The 23,617-nt window shown below is 61.3% G+C and carries 14 protein-coding genes, 1 tRNA gene and 3 pseudogenes; 8 read left to right on the top strand and 10 right to left on the bottom strand.

Features of this window, described 5'->3' with window-relative positions:
• Positions 1-36: 36 nt before the first annotated feature.
• From ACRQHG_RS05415 to ACRQHG_RS05405, 3 genes and pseudogenes are all read right to left on the bottom strand, one after another.
• Complete coding sequence (locus ACRQHG_RS05415; protein WP_320753739.1) at positions 37-2,406, bottom strand: ABC transporter permease family protein; 2,370 nt, start codon at positions 2,404-2,406, stop codon at positions 37-39.
• Between the two features lie 2 nt (positions 2,407-2,408).
• Positions 2,409-2,965: pseudogene (locus tag ACRQHG_RS05410) on the bottom strand (ABC transporter ATP-binding protein).
• A 187-nt stretch (positions 2,966-3,152) separates the two neighbouring features.
• A complete protein-coding gene (locus ACRQHG_RS05405; protein WP_284897544.1) occupies positions 3,153-3,578 on the bottom strand; it encodes a hypothetical protein in 426 nt (141 codons plus the stop codon).
• Positions 3,579-3,766: 188 nt separating this feature from the next.
• Between ACRQHG_RS05405 and ACRQHG_RS05400 the strand changes: the two genes are divergently transcribed.
• Positions 3,767-3,958: a hypothetical protein gene (locus ACRQHG_RS05400; protein WP_435719696.1), complete on the top strand. Its 192-nt coding sequence runs from the start codon at positions 3,767-3,769 to the stop codon at positions 3,956-3,958.
• A 2-nt stretch (positions 3,959-3,960) separates the two neighbouring features.
• On the opposite strand, the gene ACRQHG_RS05395 is transcribed toward ACRQHG_RS05400, so the two are convergent.
• From ACRQHG_RS05395 to ACRQHG_RS05370, 6 genes and pseudogenes are all read right to left on the bottom strand, one after another.
• On the bottom strand, positions 3,961-4,635 hold the full coding sequence (locus ACRQHG_RS05395; protein ID WP_435719699.1) for a substrate-binding domain-containing protein: 675 nt from the start codon (positions 4,633-4,635) through the stop codon (positions 3,961-3,963).
• A gap of 63 nt (positions 4,636-4,698) precedes the next feature.
• Positions 4,699-4,998: pseudogene (locus tag ACRQHG_RS05390) on the bottom strand (helix-turn-helix domain-containing protein); the annotation flags it as partial.
• 61 nt (positions 4,999-5,059) lie between these two features.
• Positions 5,060-8,233, bottom strand: a complete 3,174-nt coding sequence (locus tag ACRQHG_RS05385; RefSeq protein ID WP_284897462.1) for an Ig-like domain-containing protein — start codon at positions 8,231-8,233, stop codon at positions 5,060-5,062.
• Positions 8,234-9,421: 1,188 nt separating this feature from the next.
• A pseudogene (locus tag ACRQHG_RS09365) lies at positions 9,422-9,727 on the bottom strand (hypothetical protein); the annotation flags it as partial.
• Between the two features lie 411 nt (positions 9,728-10,138).
• Positions 10,139-11,890: an ABC transporter ATP-binding protein gene (locus ACRQHG_RS05375; RefSeq protein ID WP_284897465.1), complete on the bottom strand. Its 1,752-nt coding sequence runs from the start codon at positions 11,888-11,890 to the stop codon at positions 10,139-10,141.
• The gene (locus tag ACRQHG_RS05370) at positions 11,887-13,824 is read right to left on the bottom strand and encodes an ABC transporter transmembrane domain-containing protein (RefSeq protein WP_284897467.1); all 1,938 of its coding nucleotides are present in this window, start codon (positions 13,822-13,824) and stop codon (positions 11,887-11,889) included. Before ACRQHG_RS05370 ends, ACRQHG_RS05375 begins: the two co-directional genes overlap by 4 nt.
• An 828-nt stretch (positions 13,825-14,652) precedes the next feature.
• Here ACRQHG_RS05370 and ACRQHG_RS05365 point away from each other — a divergent pair.
• Complete coding sequence (locus ACRQHG_RS05365) at positions 14,653-14,820, top strand: hypothetical protein (RefSeq protein ID WP_284897468.1); 168 nt, start codon at positions 14,653-14,655, stop codon at positions 14,818-14,820.
• Here ACRQHG_RS05365 and ACRQHG_RS05360 read toward each other — a convergent pair.
• Positions 14,799-14,885 (bottom strand) — tRNA-Leu (locus ACRQHG_RS05360). The genes ACRQHG_RS05365 and ACRQHG_RS05360 overlap by 22 nt on opposite strands.
• 351 nt (positions 14,886-15,236) lie before the next feature.
• Here ACRQHG_RS05360 and ACRQHG_RS05355 point away from each other — a divergent pair.
• Genes ACRQHG_RS05355 through pknB form a run of 6 tightly spaced genes read left to right on the top strand, consistent with a single transcriptional unit; the run spans position 15,237 to position 23,223 of the window.
• The gene (locus tag ACRQHG_RS05355) at positions 15,237-15,935 is read left to right on the top strand and encodes an FHA domain-containing protein (RefSeq protein WP_087070127.1); all 699 of its coding nucleotides are present in this window, start codon (positions 15,237-15,239) and stop codon (positions 15,933-15,935) included.
• Complete coding sequence (locus tag ACRQHG_RS05350; protein ID WP_087070128.1) at positions 15,932-16,429, top strand: FHA domain-containing protein FhaB/FipA; 498 nt, start codon at positions 15,932-15,934, stop codon at positions 16,427-16,429. Before ACRQHG_RS05355 ends, ACRQHG_RS05350 begins: the two co-directional genes overlap by 4 nt.
• Positions 16,426-18,033: a PP2C family protein-serine/threonine phosphatase gene (locus ACRQHG_RS05345; RefSeq protein WP_284897469.1), complete on the top strand. Its 1,608-nt coding sequence runs from the start codon at positions 16,426-16,428 to the stop codon at positions 18,031-18,033. Before ACRQHG_RS05350 ends, ACRQHG_RS05345 begins: the two co-directional genes overlap by 4 nt.
• Positions 18,030-19,559, top strand: a complete 1,530-nt coding sequence (locus ACRQHG_RS05340) for an FtsW/RodA/SpoVE family cell cycle protein (protein WP_435719694.1) — start codon at positions 18,030-18,032, stop codon at positions 19,557-19,559. The genes ACRQHG_RS05345 and ACRQHG_RS05340 overlap by 4 nt, the downstream gene beginning before the upstream one ends.
• A complete protein-coding gene (locus tag ACRQHG_RS05335; protein ID WP_435719692.1) occupies positions 19,556-21,013 on the top strand; it encodes a penicillin-binding transpeptidase domain-containing protein in 1,458 nt (485 codons plus the stop codon). Before ACRQHG_RS05340 ends, ACRQHG_RS05335 begins: the two co-directional genes overlap by 4 nt.
• 29 nt (positions 21,014-21,042) lie before the next feature.
• Positions 21,043-23,223 (top strand): Stk1 family PASTA domain-containing Ser/Thr kinase, encoded by a 2,181-nt coding sequence (gene pknB / locus ACRQHG_RS05330; protein ID WP_435713190.1) that lies wholly within the window; start codon positions 21,043-21,045, stop codon positions 23,221-23,223.
• The last annotated feature ends 394 nt before the right edge of the window (positions 23,224-23,617 follow it).

The following is a 23,617-nucleotide window of genomic DNA, read 5'->3' as shown; positions in this document are numbered from 1 at the left end:
CCACACGTCTCGCGCAACGAGCGCTACGCCGCCGGGCTACCCCTTCCGTACCGGATCAGGCTTCCGCACAGCCCAATGCAGCGCGGGCAGCGCGAAGAGGATACTGACCAATACAACTATCCACAGCAAGCCATAATCGTGGTGCACAATAGCAGGAGTGAATGGCAATCGATCCATAACCACCAGCCTGCCCATGACCCCAGCTGCCGCCACCGTCACAACATAGGATCCCAATAGCGGAGCGATAAGCCTGACTCGGGCACGGATACCGCCTCCGCCCAAGTCAATCAAACGCCGCTCAATTGCTTGATCAGAGACAATAGCAATCGTCATACTGCAAAGCACGATTCCCGCTGTAAGGAGTGCTACAAGAACCCGGGTTATCGCCTCTGCTCGCAGCTGCCTGTCCTCCGGCGCATCCGGATCGGTAACAAAAGCGAAAGGCGCCTGGGTCAAAATCGTTGAACGGACACCGTCCCGAATGTCATCAGATAGCTCACCAAAGCCAAAAATCGTGATGCGGAAAAGGCTGGGATCCGTGAGTCCCATTTGACCGACTACCGGATCATCGGGCGCCAAAATAAGCCCGCGGAAAACGTTGTTACTCAGCTTCTCGTCTGGAATAACGTTATCCACAACCCACATATTGGTGACCGTTGGGTCAGATGCACTGAATTCGACGACAACCACTTTTCCGTCCGGGCTGACCATATGCGCCGGCGCGTGATTGACAAATTCGCGGTCTTTCATATTTCCGGAAGCGAGGAAAACACCGTCCATATCGATCCGGTTACATTTATCCAAGCGCTCACCAATATCGAGGCAATCCGCACCGTCCAAGGTCACCAAACGGTACATTCGTTCCCCATTTTCAGGTTCACCAAAAATGCTTGTCTGGGACGCGATCTCCGGGAAACGCGACTTTAGGCTCACCACCGAGGCTTTCGAGGCATAGGCTACTTGCAGATAACTATCTTCACCGGCAATCTCGCGCGTAATCCAGTTATTTTGGAGGGCGACGGCGCTACTGAAAAGCGCGGCCGAGTAACTCGTAACAAAAACTAATCCGAGAGCAACCAGCGCAACCTTATGCAAGCGCGCACTGAGCTTCGCGAAAATCGTGCGCCGCTGGAAAGCGAGCGCAAGGTAATAGCCCAATGCCGGAATGGATAATGCTCCCGATACCAACGCAAGCTGATGCCCCCAGGGCAGAATATAAAGCTGCCGGCAGGCGATGAAAACCACGGTTACCACCAGTCCACCCACCCCTAAGATCCCGAGCTTTCGGTAGGAGAGTTCTTCGTAGTGGTCACGCTGCTGCCACCTATGAGCAAATAGGGTTGCGGCCGCACTCACGAACGTGGCAAGAGCAAAGAGCAGCAATAAAACAACGGACCCTCGTGCGACATCTGCGGTGAATGGTCCGGTCCACCTTTCTTCATAAAAAATGCCAACCCGTTCCGCGCTACCAGCAACAATCAGTTGGGTTAATATCCACCCGATCATTCCACCGATCACCATGGTGAGCCCGGTCGATAATGATGCATGGAAGGCCGCATTGAACGGGGATTCGCCAAGCGACCGAAGAACGTTATGGACAGAACGACGCCGCTGCCTATCAGCTGCAAAAACTGCAAAAATAACAGCGCATACAACAAATCCCCCGACGAACCACGCGACATAAGCAGGGATGACCTGGTAGGCTATCGCGTTCTCAGAAGCGCGATGCGCTACCCTATCAGGCGTTGCCACCTGCGCCTGACCTTGTCCGAGTTCGTTCGCAAGCGGCATGAGCGGATCATCCGTCAGCCACGAATCCGCTCTTCCCAAAATCTCCGTGCTATCAGTGACCGCTATGGCGGTGCGGTCGCGAATAGAAGCCGGATTTTCGATTATCCCAACCACGCGAAATGTTGCAGGAGAATTTTTCCCCTCTCCTTCAAGATCCGCGAGGGCGATATCTCCGCCTGGCTCTACGTCGAGAAGACGGGCAACCTCGCTACTCACCGCAATCTCGCCCGCAGAAGCCGGGTGGTTTCCCGCGATTAACATGCCCATATCCCCCTGACCGCTCAGGTAGGTAACATCGGCCGTTGTTGCAGCATCATCAGTTTGGCCCTGCCGGGCCAAGATATTTGCGCGGGAGTGGATAACAGCAACGGCTTTTCCGTTGCTTTCGAGATCTCTCAGATATTCTTTGACATTTTCGTTTCCGGAAACTCGCTGCGCATACGAACCAAATGATGCCTGCGCTTCGCGGATCTGAACCTGATTATGCGCATTAAAGAATGCACCCAGACTTGCTGCAATCATCGTAAGAAGAATCGCCACAATAAGGGTATACAAAGCGCGCCGCGGTTGATCAACGAGCATTTTCCAGACGAGGCGAACGCGTTGCTTTCCCATGGTCACCTCTCTACGACAAGCCGATGGTCCCGAATGCGCACCACGTGATCGGTGTGCCGGGCGAAAGCCTCGTCGTGAGTACCCGCTATGACCGTTAAGCCTTCCGAGTGCGCAAGATCGGAGAGTAACGTAGCTATACTCGCAGTGTTATCAGCATCGAGTGCGCCGGTGGGTTCATCGGCAAGAAGAAGTAGCGGCTGCCCACTAACAGCACGCGCGATGGCGACCCGTTGTTGTTCGCCCCCGGAAAGCGTGCTACCCGGCGGTTTTGGGAGGTTTCCAATCCAATCCGGGCAAGAAGTTCTTGTGCGTGTGTGCGATCTGCAGGAGTAGCTTTCCCGGCAGCTATTTCTCTTGCCAATAAGATATTCTCGGTCGGGCTTAGGAATGGCACCAGCAGATAATCTTGGAAAATTTGTCCAATCAATCGTGAGCGCAGTTCAGGAATATCAATGTTTTCCAGGTTTCGTTCCCCGATGCTTATCGTTCCTGCTCCAGGAACCAGCTGCTTAGAGAGTAAGCGAAATAATGTTGTTTTCCCAGAGCCGGACGGCCCCATAAGGCTATAAAATAAGCCTTTCTCAAAAACCACGGATGCGTTCTGGAAAATAACCCGGGTCTCGTTCCGAGAAGCGTAGGAAAAACTCAAATCCTCAATGCGAATTCCCATATTCCCTCACCGATTGGTAGGAAGAATATCCCGGTGGGCAACAACGCGTTCACCCACCGGGATCATCTACTAAATATTATCGACCTGCGTAATCAATACGGGCGTCGCGGGGCCACCCTTGCATCGTGGCCGACCATCCGATAGTCCGGTAAACGGTGTTAGTAGCGGTAAACCATTTCGAATGGAAATCCGGATGGAGAGCAATATCGAGGGTTACACGAGCTTTGGTGTCGCTATTGAGTGAATAGCACTGGCCCGCGCCGAGAGTATAGCCCACTCCATTTTCAAGCCATGCCTCGCAGTTTCCACCCAATGCTTGAGCGCCGGTGCTCGGCAGTGATAGCACTCCAGCGGCAGCAATCACGCCGGCAATGAGTGCACGCTTAGTTTTACTTCTTCTAATAGGTCGATATTCCGTGGAATTTTTCCATGATATCTCCTTCAAGTACACCGTTGAACTTGCCATACCATAACGCCACCATAAATATGGGACGTTAGTCATACACTAACAAGTGAAAACTCGCGGCCGCAAGATGGAAATCAGATAGAAATGAACCTACTGATTAACGCGAGTCGGGCACCGACACCTGTGCATCGCCTCTTTTCGTTGCAGCGGCCGTAGCAGAAAGAATAAGCACGACGCCGCCGCTAGACCGCTACGCCTTAGCCGAGCAGATAGGATCAACCAGAGTGGTAACCTCCCCGGGCCGGCGGCGCGAACATGCGGGTACGGAAATCGGGCTGTGCGCCACGCATATCCTCGCCCAGGCTGGATGGTGCGGAACCGTGGTGGGATTCTGCACCCATTCAGCGTATACAGCAGGAGCCGCCCGCGTAGCGAACGGCCCCAGATACTCCTTCAACATCGTGGTTGATGAGTAATGTCAATCTACCATGCGAAAGGCTTCCCGGGCTGTTTCCACGAACACCTCACCAGCCCGCCCAAGCCGTGCCTGCTTGCTCCACGCCAACACACACCGCAAACCAACCAGCCAATCGAGCGGCACAAACACCAAACCAGAAGCACCACCAGAATTCGCTGCCCCGATCATGCCCGCGTTCTCCGCAACGGCATTCTCCAAGACAATAGCCTCACCAACCCCGGCCTCAACCAGGTGGCAAGCCACCCGCCCAGACCCATACCGGCCCACCACATCCAACTGGTTTTCCTTATCCAACCAATACCCAAGCTCCCGGCTACCCTCATGCGGCAATACCAACGCCCGCTTCGTAATATCCGCACGCCGCACTGCTTCTCTGCCCGCCAGATCACTACCAGCCCTCACGAGTAGTCCCCACCGGTCCTCACCCGGCAAGCTCAGTGTCTCCCAAGACTCACACTCCCACGAGGCATCCAACACCGCGAAAGACGCCCCACCCTCACTGAGCATGCGAGCCGCTTGCTCCCGCCCACACGCCACTACCTCGAAACTAATCCCCGGATACTCCTGCCGCACCCGCCCCATCACAGTTGCGAGACTCTCCAGGGCAGCGGACTCGCGTCCCACAATCACGATCCGCCCGCGTGGGTCATCCACCGCCCCTCGTATCTCGCTCACGGTTTTATCCACCAACCCATGAATCTGGATAGAACGCTCCACCAGATGCCAACCCGCGGGCGTGAGCTCGCTACCCCGCCCGGCTCTTTGGGTGAGCCGATAGCCTACTTCTTCTTCTAACAACTGGATACGCTTCACAACCGCCGCGGTGGTACACCCACACTGGCGGGCTACCGCGTCCATCGTCCCAAGCCTCGAATACGATACGAGGGTTTCTAATAACTCAAGCCTCACCACAACACCCCAACGCAACGAAAAAATGCACACCCAGCGCAATACGAATTGCACGCCTAGCGCCACCACAACTGCACGGCTGGCGCAATGAAAATAAATGGGGGTGGTAGGTAAACCAGTTTCGTACATTCACCTACCACCCCCAGCCCCTACACACTGGCGGGGCTAGCCGATATGGCTCTTATTTTGTTTAGTTACGACGACGCCGCCAGGCCATCAGCCCACCAGCCAACATGAACACTGCCGCTAGGCCAGCCATGCCCGTCGTAGTCGCACCAGTCACGGGCAGGTTCTTCGCGCTGGTCTTGAGTTTCCCGATCTTCACGGTAAACGAATCCAAGGCCTTACCCTTACCGTCATTAACCGTGATGGTGATCTTCTCACCAGGCTTCGCGTCTTCATTCGGGGTGACAGTGATACTGCCATCCGGATTGAGTGTTGCTGTTCCCGGGCCGTTCACCGTCACCGTGGTGCCACCAGGTACGTCACCGCCCTTGTTGGGTACGGTGATCTTCTTACCAGGCCCAGTGATCGAGTCGTCCCAGTCCGGGCCGGGTGCCGGCTCCGTAATCGTCACGGTGATGTTATCGAGGGGGTTGCCTACCTTATCAACAACCTTGACCGTGATCGTCTCACCAGGCTTGGCGCTCTCACCCGGGGTAACCGTGATAGACCCGTCAGGGTTCAACACCGCAGTACCAGGACCGTTTACTTCGGTCGTGGTCCCCTCAGGTACCTCGCCCTTCTTCTTTTCAACGGTTACCGGGGTGCCCGGGGTCGTGGTCGTATCATCCCAATCCGGTGTATCAATCACCTTCACCGGTACAGTAACCACCGGCTTATCAGGGGTGGGGTATTTCGGTGTCACCTCGACAGGCGGAGTCAACAGACCGGGAGTCTTGCCCTCAGGGATAGTGATGGTGACCTTGCAATCCTTATCCACCGTAATGGTCACTCCGTCAGCGCGCGTGATAGGACCGGTGGGTTCACATTGGGCAGGGTTATCGGGCCCGTTGATCGGATCAATAGTCACGCTCCCGTTCGGGGGAACCGGAGTCGGATCCGGATAGACCGGGACACCGGTACCAGCCATACAGACCTTTACCTCGTCCTCGTTCATATCCCGAACCTGAGACTCGGTCTTAGTAGTAGCGTTCTCCGGATCAAGCACCCACTTCTTCGAGACACTGTCCCACTTATAAGGCGTGGTTGTCACAGTCCGGGTTTGGGTGACTTTGCGGGTAGCGCAGTCTTTCGCACCGTCCTCAGCCGAGTCAGTCCATTCGGTTTCTTCAACCTTGAGGCCGGGGTTCACGGTGCATTCTTGCAACTCACTATCTGTCATATCCCGAGTTTGAGTCTCAGTCGTAGTCACGGCCTTCTCAGTATCCGCCACCCACTTCTTGGTAGCCGCATCCCACTTATAGGGAGTCGTCGTCACGCTGCGAGACTGCTTGACCTTACCGGTCTGACAGTCCTTAGCGCCCTCATCAGTCGAGTCAACCCACTCCGTGGTCTTTACATCGTCGGCGGGTGCAGGCGTGCAGACCTGCAGCTCGCTATCTGTCATATCCCGAACCTGGGTCTCAGTCGTGGTCACGGCCTTGTCAGTATCCGCCACCCACTTCTTGCTAGTGGCATCCCACTTATAGGGCGTGGTCGTCACGCTACGTGACTGCTTGACCTTACCGGTCTGGCAATCCTTAGCACCCTCATCAGTCGAATCCACCCACTCCGTGTTGTCGATCTTGTCGGCGGGCTTGGGGGTACAGACTTGCAGCTCAGCGTCGGTCATGTCACGAGTCTGGGTCTCAGTTACAGTTACTGAGTTTTCGGTGTCCAGCACATACTCATGAGCCACGGTGTCCCACTTATAGGGGGTTGTGGTCTTCGAGCGAGTCTGAGTCACCTTACCGGTAGCGCAATCCTTCGCATCCTCCTCAGTACTGTCTACCCATTCGGTGGTATCGATCTTGTCGGCGGGGCGAATCGCACACGCCATGAGTTCCGTGTCTGTCATGGGGCGGGTTTGAGTCTCAGACTCAACCTTCACCTTATCCGCATCCAAAACCCACGTCTTAGAGACGGTATCCCACTTATACGGGGTTGTGGTCTTACTGCGAGTCTGCGTGACGGTCTTAGCAGCACAGTTCTTCGCGTCCGCGCCATCTTGATCCACCCACTCGGCTGTCTTCACGTCATCGGCGGGCTTGGGGGTACAAACCTGAAGCTCACTATCGGTCATAGCACGAGTCTGAGTCTCAGTCTTCGTGGTCGCGTGATCCGGGTCAGCAACCCATTGCTTTCCGGCCGGGTCCCACTTGTGCGGGGTCGTGGTCACGGTGCGAGTTTGGGTTACCTGCTTCGTGTCACAATCCTTGGCGGAAGCATCGGTTGCATCCTCCCACGCGCCCTCGGTCACTGTATCTGCCGGGGCGGGTGTACGGACATACACCGAGAGCGGGGTAGCCTCAGTGAAATCAACCTTGCCGTCCCCGGCCGTGGTGAAGACACCCGCGGTGAACGACGTATTCACGTCACCAACCGTGTTGGCGGTAACGCTCACGGGCAGAGTACCGGTCGCAGTAGATGCCAGATCACCGGTAGAAACCTTTACAGCCGTCACAGTCGCGGGATCTGCCGGGCAGTCCGACCACGAGAGAGTCTTACCGGATTTATCAGCCGCAAGAGCGGTTGTTACTTCGGTGCGATCTTGAGTCGTGCATTGCACTGACGCGTCGTCGGACGGGGTACCTACGGATGCGAGGACTACGTTCTCGGGCACTGACCACACAAGCTCGCCCGTGGCATTACCGGTGGTGGCGTTACCCCACGCAAGCGTGAACGGAATCGCCGCCGTCCCGTTCTCCAACGTCACTGTGTTTTCCGGAGCGCTGGTAGAGACGGACGCGGTGGCCTGCTCAACCAGACCGGTGGTGAACGAGATGCTCTTAGAACGGCGTACCTCGCTCAGTGGCTGCTGAGGAGAGTCCAGGATAACCTTCGTGGTCCCGGTTTGCGGTGACTTAGCCATGACCTGGGCCTGCACTACATAGTTCGGGTTACCATCCACCACGGGGAAGGTGACAGTATCCCCAGGAATACCGCAATTCTCCCGATCCACATCACCCGTGGCTGGGGTTAGTTCCCCGGTGCCGGGGTTGGTGACTTTCAAACACGCCGGAAGCGTAGCCGTGACCGTGCCTTCGTTTAGGCCGTCTTTAGCGGTGAAACCAAGATTCAGGTTACGGACCTGACCAAACAAACCATCCGCCTTATCCCAGGCCGGATTCAAACCAAAGGTTCCATCAACAGCAGTGAAATACGAGTTTGAACGGAACACGCGCTCGGTTCCGTCAAGCACAGTAATATGTTTGACCGGGATTCGCGCTCCAACCTGGGTTGTATAAGTGGTGGGGCGATGTACCGCAGCGGTAAAGCTCCAACTTTGATCGGCTTTTGCCTTATCTGTTACACGAACGCGAACAGCCTTTACCGTGGACATGTCACCCGCATCAGTGCTCCACCCCGGCGCACTATCCCCATACGCGCCACAGGTAAAAGACTCCGAAAGTGAATCATCGTCACCACGGTAATACTCAAAGCTCTCCGCTAATTTATTACCGCTTCCATCATTCAAGTTAAATGCTGTGCCCTGACCGTGGGGCGCAAATTGGAGTTGCTGGGGATTAGCAGCGAAACATGCGGTTACACCCTTGCCTTGGTGCACCCCAAGCACATGCCATCGCGACCATATGAACGCTTTCTTTTCTTCACCTAAAGCAAGGCTTTCTCCTGGAGAAAACCTGTCTACACTCGGATAGAAAGAGATAGGATCGCGACCAACAGATGGCTTATTAGGATCGATGATTCCTTGAGAATACGCCGCTGATTCCATCGCGTATTCTTCGTTATTCAGGGTTTTAGCAACGATGCTAGCTTCACCCCACTCGATAGTCCGCTGAGTAGCAGCCGCCGCAACGGGAATATTAATATTAATGCGAACTTGAGATATTTCGGTTCGGCCCAGACCCCACTGCCCACCAGTATTCTCACGGGTCGGCCACGATGATGCGGTAAGATCAGCCCCGGTTACATCAAAAGAAAAAATACCATCACGATACGTACCGTTAGTGCACTGACCCGAGTTTCTAAATGAGTTGTCTTCACTAACCTTCGGGTCGTTTCTCAAATAGTTGTATGGCCAAAATGGTGAATGCGATTCGTTTGAGCAATTGACGATAGAGCCTTCCGGTAGTTTCACCGGGATGCTCACTCGATAGTCACCACTGAGTGCTTCAAGACCTTTATTCAACCCCTGAGAGGGGCGAGGAGCATTAATAGAAACGCCCATTGAGCCCCAAATTAGCCCATCTACCTGCTCATACTGCACAGAGTGAATAGGGGTATGGGTTACGGTGAAGTCTGGTTTTGCCGACACCTTTGTCGACACCGTATTCGAGGTAACACCACCAGCCGTGAACTGGAGCGGGATCACCGAGTCATTCGCGGCCCGGCGCACAAACACCTTCACCGCCGACTTCACCGACTGCCCAGCCGTACCCGACAGCTCACAGCGAAGCGTGTTCTTATTCTGGTACGTCAAATCATTCTTGATCGCGCTGCCCGCGTTCTTACAGAAAGAATCAGAACCCGGAGCAAACTCCACACCAGCAGGCAAGTCCGCCTCAAGCGTATAGTCACCATCCTCGGTGACCTGCCAGGACACCTCATAATCAACAGTATCCAGCGAACGCACAACCCCATTCTTCGGGCCGGTATCTTTACCAGGGCCTGCTTCTTGGCTGAAGTCAGGGGTACCATCAGCCACAACCGCGACCACAAGGTCCTTCACCATATGCTCGGCCGCAAAGCTATAAGACGCTACCCCCCCCCCGTCACAACAGCGAGCGCAGCAACAGACGCCGCAACCCGTTTCCCAATCTTGAACATCAAGACAAACCTTTCCACAAGTACCAAGCACCAAGCTTGATTAGAATCCAACCAACACCAAGAAAACCGCGAAAAACCAAGCCCTCCCGGCAATCCCTATCTGTTGGCGCGTGAAACAACCACCATCCAGTGGCCTTCAAACACATACCTTAACCGATTTCCTTGCATATTTGTTAAGAGAAAGACACCACTATTCACCCGCCACCCCGCACCCAACCGCCAGATCACCTACTCACAAGCCACTGACCTGCATCTTTACACATTTCATATGCGCATAATGGCTCCCGGAACGCACTCGCGCCTCACCCTTTCATCCTCACACCTCCGGCGCATCCACCGCCTGCCACATCTCCCACAGCCGGGCGTATTCCCCGCCGCGTTCGACCAGCTCATCGTGGCTGCCCAGCTCGGCAACCCGGCCGTCGATCATCACGGCCACCCGGTCCGCTGCATGGGCGCTATACAGGCGGTGCGCGATGGAAATAACGGTGCGCCCTTCCAGCACCCGCGCCAGGGCGCGCTCCGCCGAGCGCGCCGCATTCGGATCCAGCATCGCGGTGGCCTCGTCCAAAATAAGGATCTGCGGGTCCAGCACAATAATGCGGGCCAGCGCCAACTGCTGGGCCTGCGCGGGCGAAAGCTCGCGCGCCCCGCCCGCCAACCGCTCTTCCAAAGGCAGATCCAATTCCACCGCCGCGAGCGCGGCCCGCATCTCCGCCTCGCTGGCATCGGCGCGGGCCATGCGCAGGTTATCGGCCACCGTTCCCACGAACACATGGTGCTCCTGCGTGACCAGCGATACCGTGGCATGTAGGTGATCCTCCCGAATCCGGGAAGCATCCGCCCCGCCGATCCGCACCGCGCCCGATTCGGGCCGGTTGATTCCGGCAATCAGCCGGGCCAGCGTGGATTTCCCGGCCCCGGACGGCCCCACAATCGCCAGGTGCTCACCGCTGCGCACCTCCAGATCAACGCCCTTGAGCGCGTAGGCGCGTGGCTCGCTAGGCCCGGCGTCGTCGTTAATAGTGCGGCCGTAACGGAAACGCACGCCGCGCAATTCCACATCGGTTCCACGCGGCACGTCGGGGCGCGACTCCGGCGGCACCGTATCCACCCCGAAAATGCGGGCGAAGGACACCAGGGAATACTGGAGTTCGGTGATGAACCAGCCGAGTTCTTCGAGCGGGCCGGCCAGTTGGATCGCGAGCATCGTGACCGTGATGACCTGGCCGAGGGTCGCGGCGCCGCGCGGGATGAGCAGCGCGCCTACCAGCGGCGTGACCAGGACCGGCAGCCACACGGACAGCGCCACGCCGGCGCGGAACAGCCACACGATTCCCGCGCCGTACGTTTCCACGCGCACGTGTTCCTCGATGAAGGTGCCCAGGCGCCCGAGGCGCACCCGCCCCAGATTGAGGGCGTCGACGGTGGTTTTTTGGGTGACGGTTTCGGAAACCGAGCCGGCAAATGCCGCGCGCACCGCGCTCCCCGACTGGAAAACCGGGACGATACGGCGCAGGAACCAGCGCACCACCGCGGTGACCAGCGCCGTGAGGAACAGCGTCCAGCCGAGGGCCGGGGCCGCCAGCAGCGCCGCACCCAGCGAGACGCACACGGTGGTCACCAGCACCACGAGACTGGAAATTCCGCGTTGGATGAAGAATTGCACGCGGGTGATATCGTCCGTGGTGCGGCCGAGGAGGTCGCCGGAGCCGGCGCTTTCCACCAGGTCAAGGGGCAAGTGGGTGATACCGTGCACCACGCCGTCGCGCAGCTGGGCGAAAACCCGGTTGCCAAAGTATTCCGCGCGCAGATCCGCGAGGAACGTGAACAGCGTGTGGACCGCGACCGCCCCGAGCATGAGCGCGATGAGCGTGGCCGCGCGGGCGGCGGCTTCCGGGTGGCCGGCGATGTCGATAGCGCGGCCGATCACGATGGGCGAAATAACGGCCGCGATGGCCGCCACCAATTGCAGCCCGACGACCAGGCTGAATTCGCCCAGGCGCCCGCGGACAATGCGCGCCAGGGCACGCACGGAAAAACGGCGGGATGCGATGGGAAGGATCATGCCGGCTCCTCTCCGGGTTGCGGTTCTTCTCCGGTTTCCCGCACCACGATGCGGCGGTAGTCCGGGTGGTCGAGTAGGTGCGCGTGCGTGCCGCGCGCGATTTCTTTGCCGTCGCGAATAAGAACGACGACGTCAGCTGCCCCCAGCACCAGCGGGGATGCCGAGACAACCACGGTGGTGCGCCCCTTCCTGGCCTGGGCCAAGGCAGCGGTGATACGGGCCTCGGTGTGGGAATCCACCGCGGAGGTGGGGTCCACGAGGATGGCGATCTCCGGGTCGGAGGCCAGCAGCCGGGCCAGCACCAGGCGCTGGCGCTGGCCACCCGAAACATTGCGGCCGCGCTCGGTCACGGTGCCGTCCAGGCCGCCCAGCGACTCCACGGCGTCGCGGGCCTGGGCGGCGGCCAGCGCTCGGTTGAGCTGGTCATCGGCGCTGGTATCCGCCGGGGCGTGCTGGTGGCCGGCCTGTCCGCTCGAATAATCCTCGAACAGCTGGGGCAGGGTGCGGGCCGGAACAGCCGGAGCGTGCTCGCCCTGGAGATTCTCACGCAGGGTGCCGGCGAAAAGATCGGCGACCGGACCGGAGTAGCGGATGTGGGCGCGGAGTTCGTCCAGCGGGATATCCGCGGCGCGGGCTTCGCCCGGAGCGGGCGCCCCGCCCGGCTCGCCGTTAGGTGGCGGGGCAGGCCAGCGCAGGCGGATGGCGGCGTCGTCGTTCATACGCGCGAGCCGCGCCGCAATCGCGGTGCCCTCCTCCACGTTCGCACCCACCACGGCCGTGAAGCGCCCGGCTTCGATGTGCAAGTCCGCCGCGGCGTCGTACAGCGAAACCGCGCGCCAGTCCGGCGGAATCACAGTGCCGGTATCGGGCAGCAGCGGTTCGGCCGCGAGCGCGCGCGTGATTTTTTTGGCGCTGACCCAGGCCGCGACCGCGCTGGTCGCGAAGCTGGAGAACATGATGATGGGCATGGAGAGGATGGCGCAATAGCCGGCGAACGCGAAGAGTTCGCCGGCGGTGAGGTGCCCGCTAAGTAGCATGCTCACGCCCACCGTCACGATGACCGCCTGGAAAATAAGCGGGCCGCCGTTGGTCACGGTGGACATGAGGGCACGCGACGGGGCGGCGTCGAAACCGGCCTTTTTGACCGCTTCCGATTGTTCGCGGTAGCGCGCATTGTAGTAATCTTCTCCGCCGACGCCGCGCATCACCCGCAGCCCGACCACGCCGTCCGTGGCCAATGTGGTGAGTTTGCCCTGTTCCTCGCGCAGCGGCTCGCGCCATTTGGCCATGACGCGGGAAATCCAGGAGACAACCGCCATCACCAGCGGCAGGCCGATAATCACCGCGAGGCCAAGCGGCACACTCATCCGCATCATGAGCACCGCCACCAGCGCGAAGGACAGCAGCGAGGCCAGGGTGGACGGGGTGTTGATGAGCATGGCCCCGACCATGTAGGTATCCGAGTTGAGCACGGAGACGACGTCGCCGGTTTGCATCTCCAGATCAGTGCGGCGCGGGAAAAGCCGGGCGGCGAGGGTGCGCTGCGGATGGATCATCGCCCGCATCCACAGCACGTTCTCGGGGATTTCCGTGCAGAGCGTGAGGGCAAGAATAAGAGTGGCGACGACGAAGGCCCCTGCCGGAGCGAGGAGCTCGGCGGTGATGCCGTGCTCCAGCCCGGAATCTAGCATTTTCCCAACGAAGTGAATTTGGGCCACGCTGGCCACCGAGGTCAGGCAGGCGATCAGCGTGGTCAGCGCGATCAGCCCGGCGTTTTCGCGGGTAATGGCGAGGAGGAACGCGAGGGGCCGATTCGGGTAGGCGTGGATGTGTTCCTCGGAGAAGCGCAGCGAGCACGGGCGGAAGGCAGCGAAGCGGGAGATATGCGGGGTGGGTTTTGGGTGCGTGGCGGACGCGGCCGAGGGCTGGGTCATGGGATTCCTCAAGATGCTGTGGTTCGAATATTCCGTGGAGCTGGATCAGGATCCGGAGCTGAGCTAGAGCCGGTTCTGAACTGGCGGTGCACCGAGCTTAGGTGGAGCTGATCGGGAGCGGAGCACGCGAAAATTGCGGGGGTACGCGGAGTGAGCGCGAGTGCGCCAATGTACCTACCGGTGAGTGCTGCGTGCGTGACCTGGCGTGACTGCCGCGCTTCAACGCGAGGCGCCACGCCGATCTACAGGAATAGTTGAATGCCCATGGGTGGAATCGTAGCACAGAAATTCCGGGCGCCGAGCGCCCCGTAAGCCATGCGTTTCGCGAGTTGAGCGAGCGCCGGGTGCCCTATAGGCCCCTATAACTCGAACCTCAGGATTCACACCAGTCCCTGGGGAGGAGGCATGTGTTGTCAGAGCTGTACTTCGCTTGTACAACATCCGCAGTACACTCCGGAAAACACACCACCCGCCCCGCCGGCCGCGGTGCGACGATGCCCCAGCGGGGCAACAAAACGTGCATTCTGAACCGTACCGGCCACAGAATGTACGTCCCTGACAATAAAACAGGGAAAAACTGTCACCCACGTACACTTTGTTCGCGATGAAGGCTCGTCACCAAGTCAAGGGCAAACATAGTGCAAATTCCGGACGGTCGGGGCTGCGTAGTGCAAACTCAGAGCAGAAATCGGGCCAAAATGGTGCGTAGATTTGCACCCTGTTGTGGGATCGCTATTGATCTTTCAACCCGCGGTGCTGCCGTCCAGAGTTGAAATCAAAGACCCCGGCGGTGAGAGCGCCGGGGTCTCTGTCGGAAAGGATATTCCCATGAAAGAAAGGAACTATCCGGCGATAACTGTACGGCACAACGCTGTAGAGCGCAATGGAAAATTAGGGGTCATGCCGGGTAATGACATTTGGGGCGATATCGCCAAAACCGCTATGGGCAATGCCAGCGGAGCTCATATCAACTGTGGTGCTCAAGGGGGGAGTTGAACCCCCACGCCCTCACGGGCACACGGACCTGAACCGTGCGCGTCTGCCTATTCCGCCACTTGAGCAAGTGCACGTATGAGCTTATCGTCTCATCCCCGATTAGTCCAAGTTTTTGCAGCACGAATTTACGTGAGACGCGTCGCAGCGCCGCACTGCCAGCTGGGCGTCGTCGCCCCACTACCCGCTCCGCTCACGGCGCGGAAGGTAGCGGCGCACCGGCGCGGGCGATTACAGTCGCCTATAGAAGCCGCGGAGGCTTGACGAGCTACACAGGCTGAGCGCTACAGAAGCTTGAGAAGCCGCAACGGTTCACGAAGCTACACAGGCTCACGAAGCTTCAGCGGCCGCGGAAGCTTGACGAGCTACAAAGGCTGAGAAGCTACAGAAGCGAACAGGAATAGGGAAGGGGCAGGGCCATGGGCGCCCTCGGGAAGTTTGAAAAAGGAGTGGAGAACGCCGTCGCCGGGGCGTTCCGCGTTTTCCAGTCCGAGCTGAAGCCGGTGGAAATCCTCACCGACATCAAAAAGGCCATGACGCGCGATGCCGCGGAGCTGTCCCGCGACCGCACCGTCGCCCCGAATGTTTTTACTGTTGCGCTCGCCCCGGCGGATCTGGCCCGGGTGGATTCCTGGGGCCAGGAAGCCCTCCGCGAGGAACTCGCCCGTTCCGCGGTGGAATACGCCACCGAACAGGACTATCTTTTCGTCGGCCCGATTGAGATCACATTCGAGGAGGATCCCCAGTTGCGCGAAGGAACAGCACGCACCCGGACAACCACGCAGCGCGGCGCCATCGCCCCGGCCACTCGCAGCGCCGGCACGGAGGAAAACCCGCTCATCCAGGTGGGCCGGGACCGCTACCTCCTCACCGGCACCACCGCAATCATCGGCCGCGGCTCCGATTGCGATATCAGCGTGGACGATTCTGGCATCTCCCGCCACCACCTCGAACTCCAGGTCACCCCGAACGGCGTGATCGCCACGGATCTCAACTCCACGAACGGCACTTTCGTGGAGGGCCACCGCATTAGCGCGGCCACCCTGGTGGACGGCAATACCATCACCATCGGCCGCACCCACATTATGTTTTGGACCGGAACGGCCTCCGCCTCATGAATCTCGCAATAACCTTATTGCGCTTCGGTTTTCTAGCGCTGCTGTGGCTGTTCATTTTCGCCGTCGTGCTGACGGTGCGCCGCGATGTGCTGGGAACGGACGTGCGCCGTCGTTCTTCTCTTCTTTCGGCACGACGCCGCAGCATCCACGCGCCCGCCCCCGCGGAAAACGACTCCCCCGCAGCGCCTGCCGCGCCCGTCGAACGGCCCGTCTACCTGGTGGTGACCGGCGGTCCGCTGCTGGGAACCGCGGTGCCGCTCAGCTCGCAACCGGTCTATATCGGGCGCGCCCCGGATAACACGCTCGTCCTGGATGACACGTATGCTTCCGGGCATCACGCCCGGATTTTCGCGGCGGAGGGCCGGCGCTGGGTGGAGGATCTGGGCTCAACAAACGGTACCCTGGTAGGGGGGATCCGCATTAACGGCTCGGCCGCGCTGGACCCCGGCGTTGTTATTCAGGTGGGGGAAACCACGATGGAGCTACAAGTTTGAGTATTCAGCTACGCTACGCGGCGTTTTCCGATGTCGGCCTGGTTCGTTCCAATAACCAGGACGGTGGCTACGCCTCGCCTCATTTGCTCGTGGTGGCAGATGGGATGGGCGGGGCGGCCGCCGGGGATATCGCCTCGTCGGTGACGGTGGGTCATTTGGTGGCGGTGGATGATGTGCACGCCGCCGATGATTTGCTGCCGCTGCTGCGCCGCGCGGTGGAGGCCGCGCATGACGATATGCTCGCGCTCGTGGCGGAGAACCCGAAAATGGCGGGCATGGGCACCACCTGTATCGCGATGCTGCGCGCCTCGAATAAGCTCGCGATGGTGCATATTGGTGATTCGCGGGCGTATTTGTTGCGGGATGGGAAGCTCGGGCAGGTTACGCATGACCACACCCTGGTCCAGTACCTCGTGGATCACGGCCGGCTCACCCCGGAGGAAGCTGAGCACCACCCGCAGCGCAATGTGATTATGCGGGCGCTCGGGGATACTCCCGGCGAGGTGGAGCTGGATGAATCCGTGCGGGAAGCGCGGGTGGGGGACCGCTGGCTGCTGTGTTCGGACGGCCTGTTCGGCGTGGTCGCGCATGACACCATCGAGCACGCCATGTGCGCGATCCCGGATCTGCACCAGCTGGGCGAACATCTCATTGATTTGGCGCTGGCGGCCGGCGCGCCCGATAACGTCACGGTTATTCTTGCGGATGTTATTGACGACGCCGCACTTACCAGCCCGCTGCCCTCCCAGCCGATCGTGGTGGGTTCGGCGGCGCGCGATTACCGGCGGCCCACCCGCGGGGGGAATTCCGCGGCCGCCAAAGCGGCGACGCTGACGCGGAATGCGAATGTCGGGGCTGGCGCAGGTGCCGGGGCTGGCGGCGCTGATGCGGCTGGTGCTGCGGGCGGCGCTAGTGCGGGTAGCCACAACGATGCCGGCAATAGTGAAACTCCCGGGGTGTCCAACAGCTCAAGCGATTCCACCGCCGCGCCCGGAAGTGCCCACCCGAAGGTAAGCGCCAAGAAAAACGCGAAAAATAGCTCCGCGACTGATGCAGGTAATGCCGGCCGCGGATCCGGTGCAGGCCGCGGAAACTCGGGGGCGGAGGGGGCGCCCCGCGCGCGCTGGGGAGCACGCCTGGCTGTTATTCTGACCATCCTGGGCCTGGCGGTGGCCGGCCTCTTTGGCGCTTACCGCTGGACCCAAAGCCGCTACTACGTGGCCAATAACAATGGCATCGTCACGATTTACCGGGGAATCCCGCAGCGGCTCGGCCCGCTGGAATTCTCCCACGCAGCGGAAGCTACTGATCTTCAGGTCCGTGACCTCACCCCGGTGGCCCAAGATCGGCTAGCCACACCCATCACGCGCGCTTCGCTGCGCGAAGCGCGCGCCGTCGTCGCCGCCCTGCGTGAACAAAAAGCCCAGAACAACGAAGCTACGCCAGCGCCCGCGAGCGCGAGCCCCGCGCCCAGCGCTTCGGCCGCGCCGGCACCGGGAGCGACCACCCCGGCACCCGGGCAGAGCGCGCCCGCGCCAGAACAGCCGGCGCCGGCACCCGCCGCAAACGCCCCCGCCCCCGCGAACCCGGGAGAGAACCGATGAGCACGGTGGTTCCCCCGCGCACGCGCCGCGGCCGCTGGCCCGAGATCACCCTGCTGCTCCTGGCCGGAGCCATCGGGGTGGGTGCCTATTACCTGGTGTGGACCGGGCTGGGTAATACCGGCGCGGGCAATGCCGGAGCGCCTGCTACAGGAGCGGATGCTGCCGGAGCGGGTACTGCCGCGCTGCCGCCGAGCTTCGCGCTGGTGGTGGGCGCCGGCGCCGCCCTGGTTTTCGCCTGTCACCTGCTCATTCGCGCGCTGTGCCCCTACGCCGACCCGGTGCTCTTCCCCTGCGCGATCGCGCTCAACGGGCTGGGCCTGGCCATGATCTACCGGGTGGACGCCGCCGCGGATACCAACCACGCCCGCAGCCAGCTCATCCTCACGGCCGGGGCGCTGGTGTTCTTCGCCATCACCATCCTCGCGGTGCGTAATTACCGGGTGCTGCAAAATTACATGTGGACCTCCCTCATCGCCGGGGTGGTGCTGCTCCTGCTGCCGCTCAGCCCGCTGGGCCGCACCCTCAACGGCTCGCGCCTGTGGATCGCGGTGGGCGGGATGTCCTTCCAGCCGGCGGAGGTCGCGAAAATCTGTTTCGCGGTGTTCTTCGCGGCCTACCTCGTGACCGAACGCGATAACCTGGCGCTGGCCGGCCCGAAAGTCCTGGGGATTCGCCTGCCCAAAGCCCGCCATATCCTCCCGGTGCTCATCGCCTGGGCGCTGTGCATGGGCGTCCTCGTTTTTGAACGCGATTTCGGCACCGCGCTGCTCTTCTTCGGGCTGTTCGTGGCGATGCTGTGGGTGGCCACCGAGCAGGTCTCCTGGCTGGCCATCGGCGGCCTCCTCACCGTGGGCGGCGTGTGGTTCATTTCCACCACGGTTTCCCACGTGCAGGCGCGCTTCGCCATCTGGCTCAACCCCTTCGACCCCGAACTTTATGATGCCGTCGGCGGCTCCTACCAGGTGGTTCAGGGGCTCTTCGGCATGGCCTCCGGCGGGCTCTTCGGCGCGGGGCTCGGGCGCGGCTACCCGAACCTGGTGTACGCGGCGCATTCCGATTTCATTTACGCCTCCTTTGCCGAGGAACTCGGGCTGGTGGGCGTGGGCGCCATCCTGTGCATCTACCTGCTTCTTATCAGCCGCGGCATGCGGGTCGCCCTGGAATCACGCGACGGCTTCGGCAAACTCCTCGCCTCCGGGCTTTCCTTCGTGCTCGGGCTGCAATGCTTCATCGTCATCGGCGGGGTGACGCGCATTATCCCGCTCACCGGCCTGGCTCTGCCTTTCCTCGCGCACGGCGGCTCGGCGCTGCTGACGAATTGGATTATTATCGCGCTGCTTATCCGCATGTCGCACACCGCGCGCCGCCCCGAAGAAGCCCGCCCGCTGCCCACCACCGACGAACTCGCGATCCTGCGTGGGAACGCTGATGAGGGCGATGGTGAGGGCGACGACGACGCGCGCCGCGCCCCGCGCGGCCCGGGAAGCTCGGCCGGCGGCGCTCGCACGGAGGTGGTGCGCCCGTGAATCGCCCTATCCGCCAGCTCGTCGCGGTCATCGCGGTCATGTTCTTAGGCTTGGCCGGCTCGACCACCGCAATCCAGTTCTTCCAGGCCGCCAGCCTGAATGCCAACGCGTGGAATGTGCGCACGCTCTACCGCGAATACGGCACCCAGCGCGGTCCCATTATCGTGGCCGGGGAATCCATCGTCTCCTCCCAACCCATCGACGATGCCTACAATTACCTGCGCGTCTACGAGCGCCCGGAGATCTACTCGAACCTCACCGGCTACTACTCCATCGCTCATAACTCGATGACGGGCTTGGAACGCGCCATGAACCCCGTGCTGGGCGGCTCGGATTCCTCCCTGGCCGGTCAGCGTATCGAAGAACTCATCACCGGCTCCCAACCCCAGGGCGGGGGCGTTGAGCTCACTATCGACCCCCAGCTCCAGGAGGCCGCAGCCGCCGCGCTGGGTAACCAGCGCGGCGCCGTCGTCGTACTTAATTCCCGCACCGGAGATATTCTGGCGCAGGTCTCCACGCCCGGATTCGACCCGAACGGCGTAGCCACGCACGATACCGCGGCCGCGCGCGAGAACTACCAGGCCCTCGAAGCCGACCCCACCACGCCGCTCATCGACCGGGCCACCGGCGGCGACCAATACGCACCCGGCTCCTCCTTCAAACTCCTCACCGCCACCGCGATGATCGAAAACCTCGGGCTCACCCCCGATTCGCTGGTGGAGGCCCCGCGCACGTTCGTGCCGCCGGGAACCACGCACGATATGTGGAATCCCGGGCAGGCCGCCTGCGGGGACGGCTCCGGGCAGGTGAAACTCACCGAGGCTTTCGCGCAATCGTGCAATACCCCGTTCGCGATTGGCGGGATCAAGGTGGGCCCGGAAAAAATGGTGGCGCAGGCCGAAAAATTCGGCTTCAATAGCGAGCTTGCCACGCCGCTACCTGTGTCCGCCTCGCGTTTCCCCGCGCCGGAAGATGCCGCCGCGCTCGCCATGGATTCCATCGGGCAGCGCGATATTCGGGTCACCCCGATGCAGATGGCGATGGTTGGGGCGGCGATTGCTAATGACGGCGTCGTGATGAAACCGAATCTGGTGCGCCGCACCCTCACCGCGGATCTTGAACCCGTGAGCGAAAGCGAACCGGAAGTGCTCTCCCGGGCGATGAGCCAGCAAACCGCCGGCTTTATGCACCAGATGATGGTGGATGAGGTCAAGCACGGCACCGGGTACCTCTTCACGCTCCCCGGGATTGAAACTTCCGGGAAAACCGGGACCGCGGAAATCACGAACGATATCCCCCCGCACGCGTGGTTCGTGGGGAATGCGACCATCGGGGACACGGCCTATACCGTGGCCGTGATCGTGGAAAATTCGGGCAATGCGGTGTGGAATGGCGACGGCGGCTCCGTTGCCGCACCCCTTGCCCGCACAGTACTTGAAGCTAAGGTGAACTAAGCAAATGCTCAGCAGAAAGGTGACGCGACGTGAATGATATCCCCCGCGTACTCGGCAACCGCTACCAGGTGGGCGACATCATCGGTCGAGGCGGTATGGCCGAAGTACATCTCGGCTACGATACCCGGCTCTCACGCACGGTAGCGATTAAGATCCTGCGCACCGACCTGGCGCAGGATGCCACCTTCCTGGCCCGTTTCCGGCGCGAAGCCCAATCGGCGGCCGCGCTCAACCACCCCTCCATCGTGTCCGTATACGACACCGGCGAGGAAACCGTGACCTCCGCGGGCGGCACCGAGCTGGCGCTGCCCTATATCGTGATGGAGTACGTCAAGGGCCGCACCGTGGCCTCCCTGCTGCACGGCGGGGACCCGGTGCCCATCGGCGAGGCCGTGCAGATCGTGGTGGGCGTGCTCTCCGCGCTGGAATACTCCCACCACGAAGGCATCATTCACCGCGATATCAAGCCGGGCAATATTATGCTCACCACCGGCGGCAAGGTGAAGGTCATGGACTTCGGGATCGCGCGCGCCATCGCCGATTCCGCCGCCACCATGACGCAGACCAATTCCGTGGTGGGCACCGCCCAGTACCTCTCCCCCGAGCAGGCGCGCGGCGAAGTGGTGGACGCGCGCTCGGACCTGTACTCCACCGGCTGCGTGCTCTACGAGCTCCTCACCGGGCGGCCGCCCTTCGTGGGCGATAGCGCGGTGGCGGTGGCCTACCAGCACGTCTCGGAAACCCCGAAGCCGGCCTCCCAGATCGCTTCCGATATTCCCGACGCCATCGACCGGGTGGTCATGAAATCCCTGGCGAAGAGCCGCGAGGACCGCTACCAGGACGCCGCCGAATTCCGCGCGGATCTGCTGGCGGCGGCGCGCGGGGAAGGCGTGGACGCCCCGGCGGTTTCCTCGTGGAACGCCTACGGGGCGGGGGCTGGTATCGCGGGCGCCGGGGCCGGTGCTATTGCGGGAGCCGGTGTGGCGGGTGCCGCGGGCGCCGCGGGCCTTGGCGGTGCCGCCGGCGCGAATGCCGCAACCGCAGCCACGCAAGCTTATTCGGCCGCTAATACACGCCCCGCTTCCACTACTGCTTATCCCACCGCGACTGCCGGAAGCCCCGGCGGTGCCGCGGGCGGTGCGGGTGCCGGCGGACACGGAGGCGCCGGTGCCGGTGCAATTTCTAGTACGACGACGCAGCCGGGCGGCGCGCCCACCTACCCGGGCGGGTACCCGACGGGCGCCTATCCTGGGGCTTACCCCACGGGCAGCTACCCCACCGGGAGCTATCCGGGCTATGACCCGGCGGCAACCGGCGCACAACCGCCGGTGAAGAAGAAGTCCAATGCGCCCTTCATTTGGGGCGGGGTGGCTTTGCTTGTTATCGCCCTGGGGATTCTGGGCTGGTTCTTCCTCTCCGGCCGGGGCGACTCTGCCGAGCCGCAGCCCACCGAGACCGCGGTGGCGCAGGTGACGATCCCCGATATGACGGGGTGGACCGAGGTGCAGGCCAGCCAGCAACTGACTAGCTTGGGCCTGGAATTCGTGCGCGGCACGGATGTGTCCAGCGATACCGTGGACAAGGGGCTGGTCGTGTCCTCCAACCCGGCAATGCGGAGCACCGTGGATGTGGGTAGCCGGGTGACCTTGCACTTCTCCTCCGGACCCTCGGCCGTGCAGGTTCCCGATGTGGTGGGGATGAGCACGGATCAGGCTTCCCAGGCGCTGCGCGCGGCCGGGCTGACCGTGGGCGGCATGGAGCAGGTCAATGATCCGAGCGAGGACCGCGACCGGGTGGTGTCCACCAGCCCGAATGTGGGTGAAAGCGTGAAGCCGGGCAGCACCGTCAAGCTGCAGGTAGCCAGCGGCAATGTGGCAGTTCCGGATGTGCGCGGAATGAGCGTGGATGAGGCGCGGGCGGCGCTGCGCGATGCTCGCCTCACAGTGGTGGGCCAAGGCGAGCAGGAAGTCAGCGACCCGGCCAAGGTTGGCAAGGTTGTGGATGCGAGCATCGCCCCGGGCACCGTGGTGCAGCGCGATACCGAGATGCGCATTACCGTGGGCATCGCCCCGGCGCCCACTCCCACCCCGAGCACTCCGCCGGCCGGCTCAGGTTCCGGCGGCTCCGGCTCGGGCGGATCGGGTGGCTCCGGCGGTTCGGGCGGCGGCGCCCATCCCAATCCCGCTCCCACCGGCCAGGGAAACGGGTAAGTACGGGTAGCTAGCGGCCGGTTTCGGACAGCACGGCCTAGCTCTATGTCAGGTCAGGCACGGCGCGGTTCCGAACGGCCTAGTCCGCAAAAAGCAACCACAGCTACATTAACTTTTTTGAATCATGCACTGGCGTTGCTTTTTGTGCGCTCCCGGCCCACAGCGTTGCATCCTGTAGATCCTCCGTGTCGAGGCGTTGCTTTTTGAGAGCTTCCGCGCCGAGAGGTTGCATTCTGTGAGCCCTGGCGTTGTGGTGTTGCTATTTGTCGGTGCCAACGCCGAGAGGTTGCATTTTGCGAGCACCTCCCCGGAGCTGTCTACGCTTGTATACTCCTGGGGAAGAAGTAGGCATTGTGCTAGCCAACGAAATGTACGTGGGCGACAGTTTTTCCCT

It is taken from the genome of Actinotignum vesiculae, from assembly GCF_051267215.1.
GTDB lineage: Bacteria > Actinomycetota > Actinomycetes > Actinomycetales > Actinomycetaceae > Actinotignum > Actinotignum schaalii.
The sequence above is the reverse complement of the archived record's forward strand: the minus strand, read 5'-3'. Positions and strand labels throughout refer to the sequence as shown.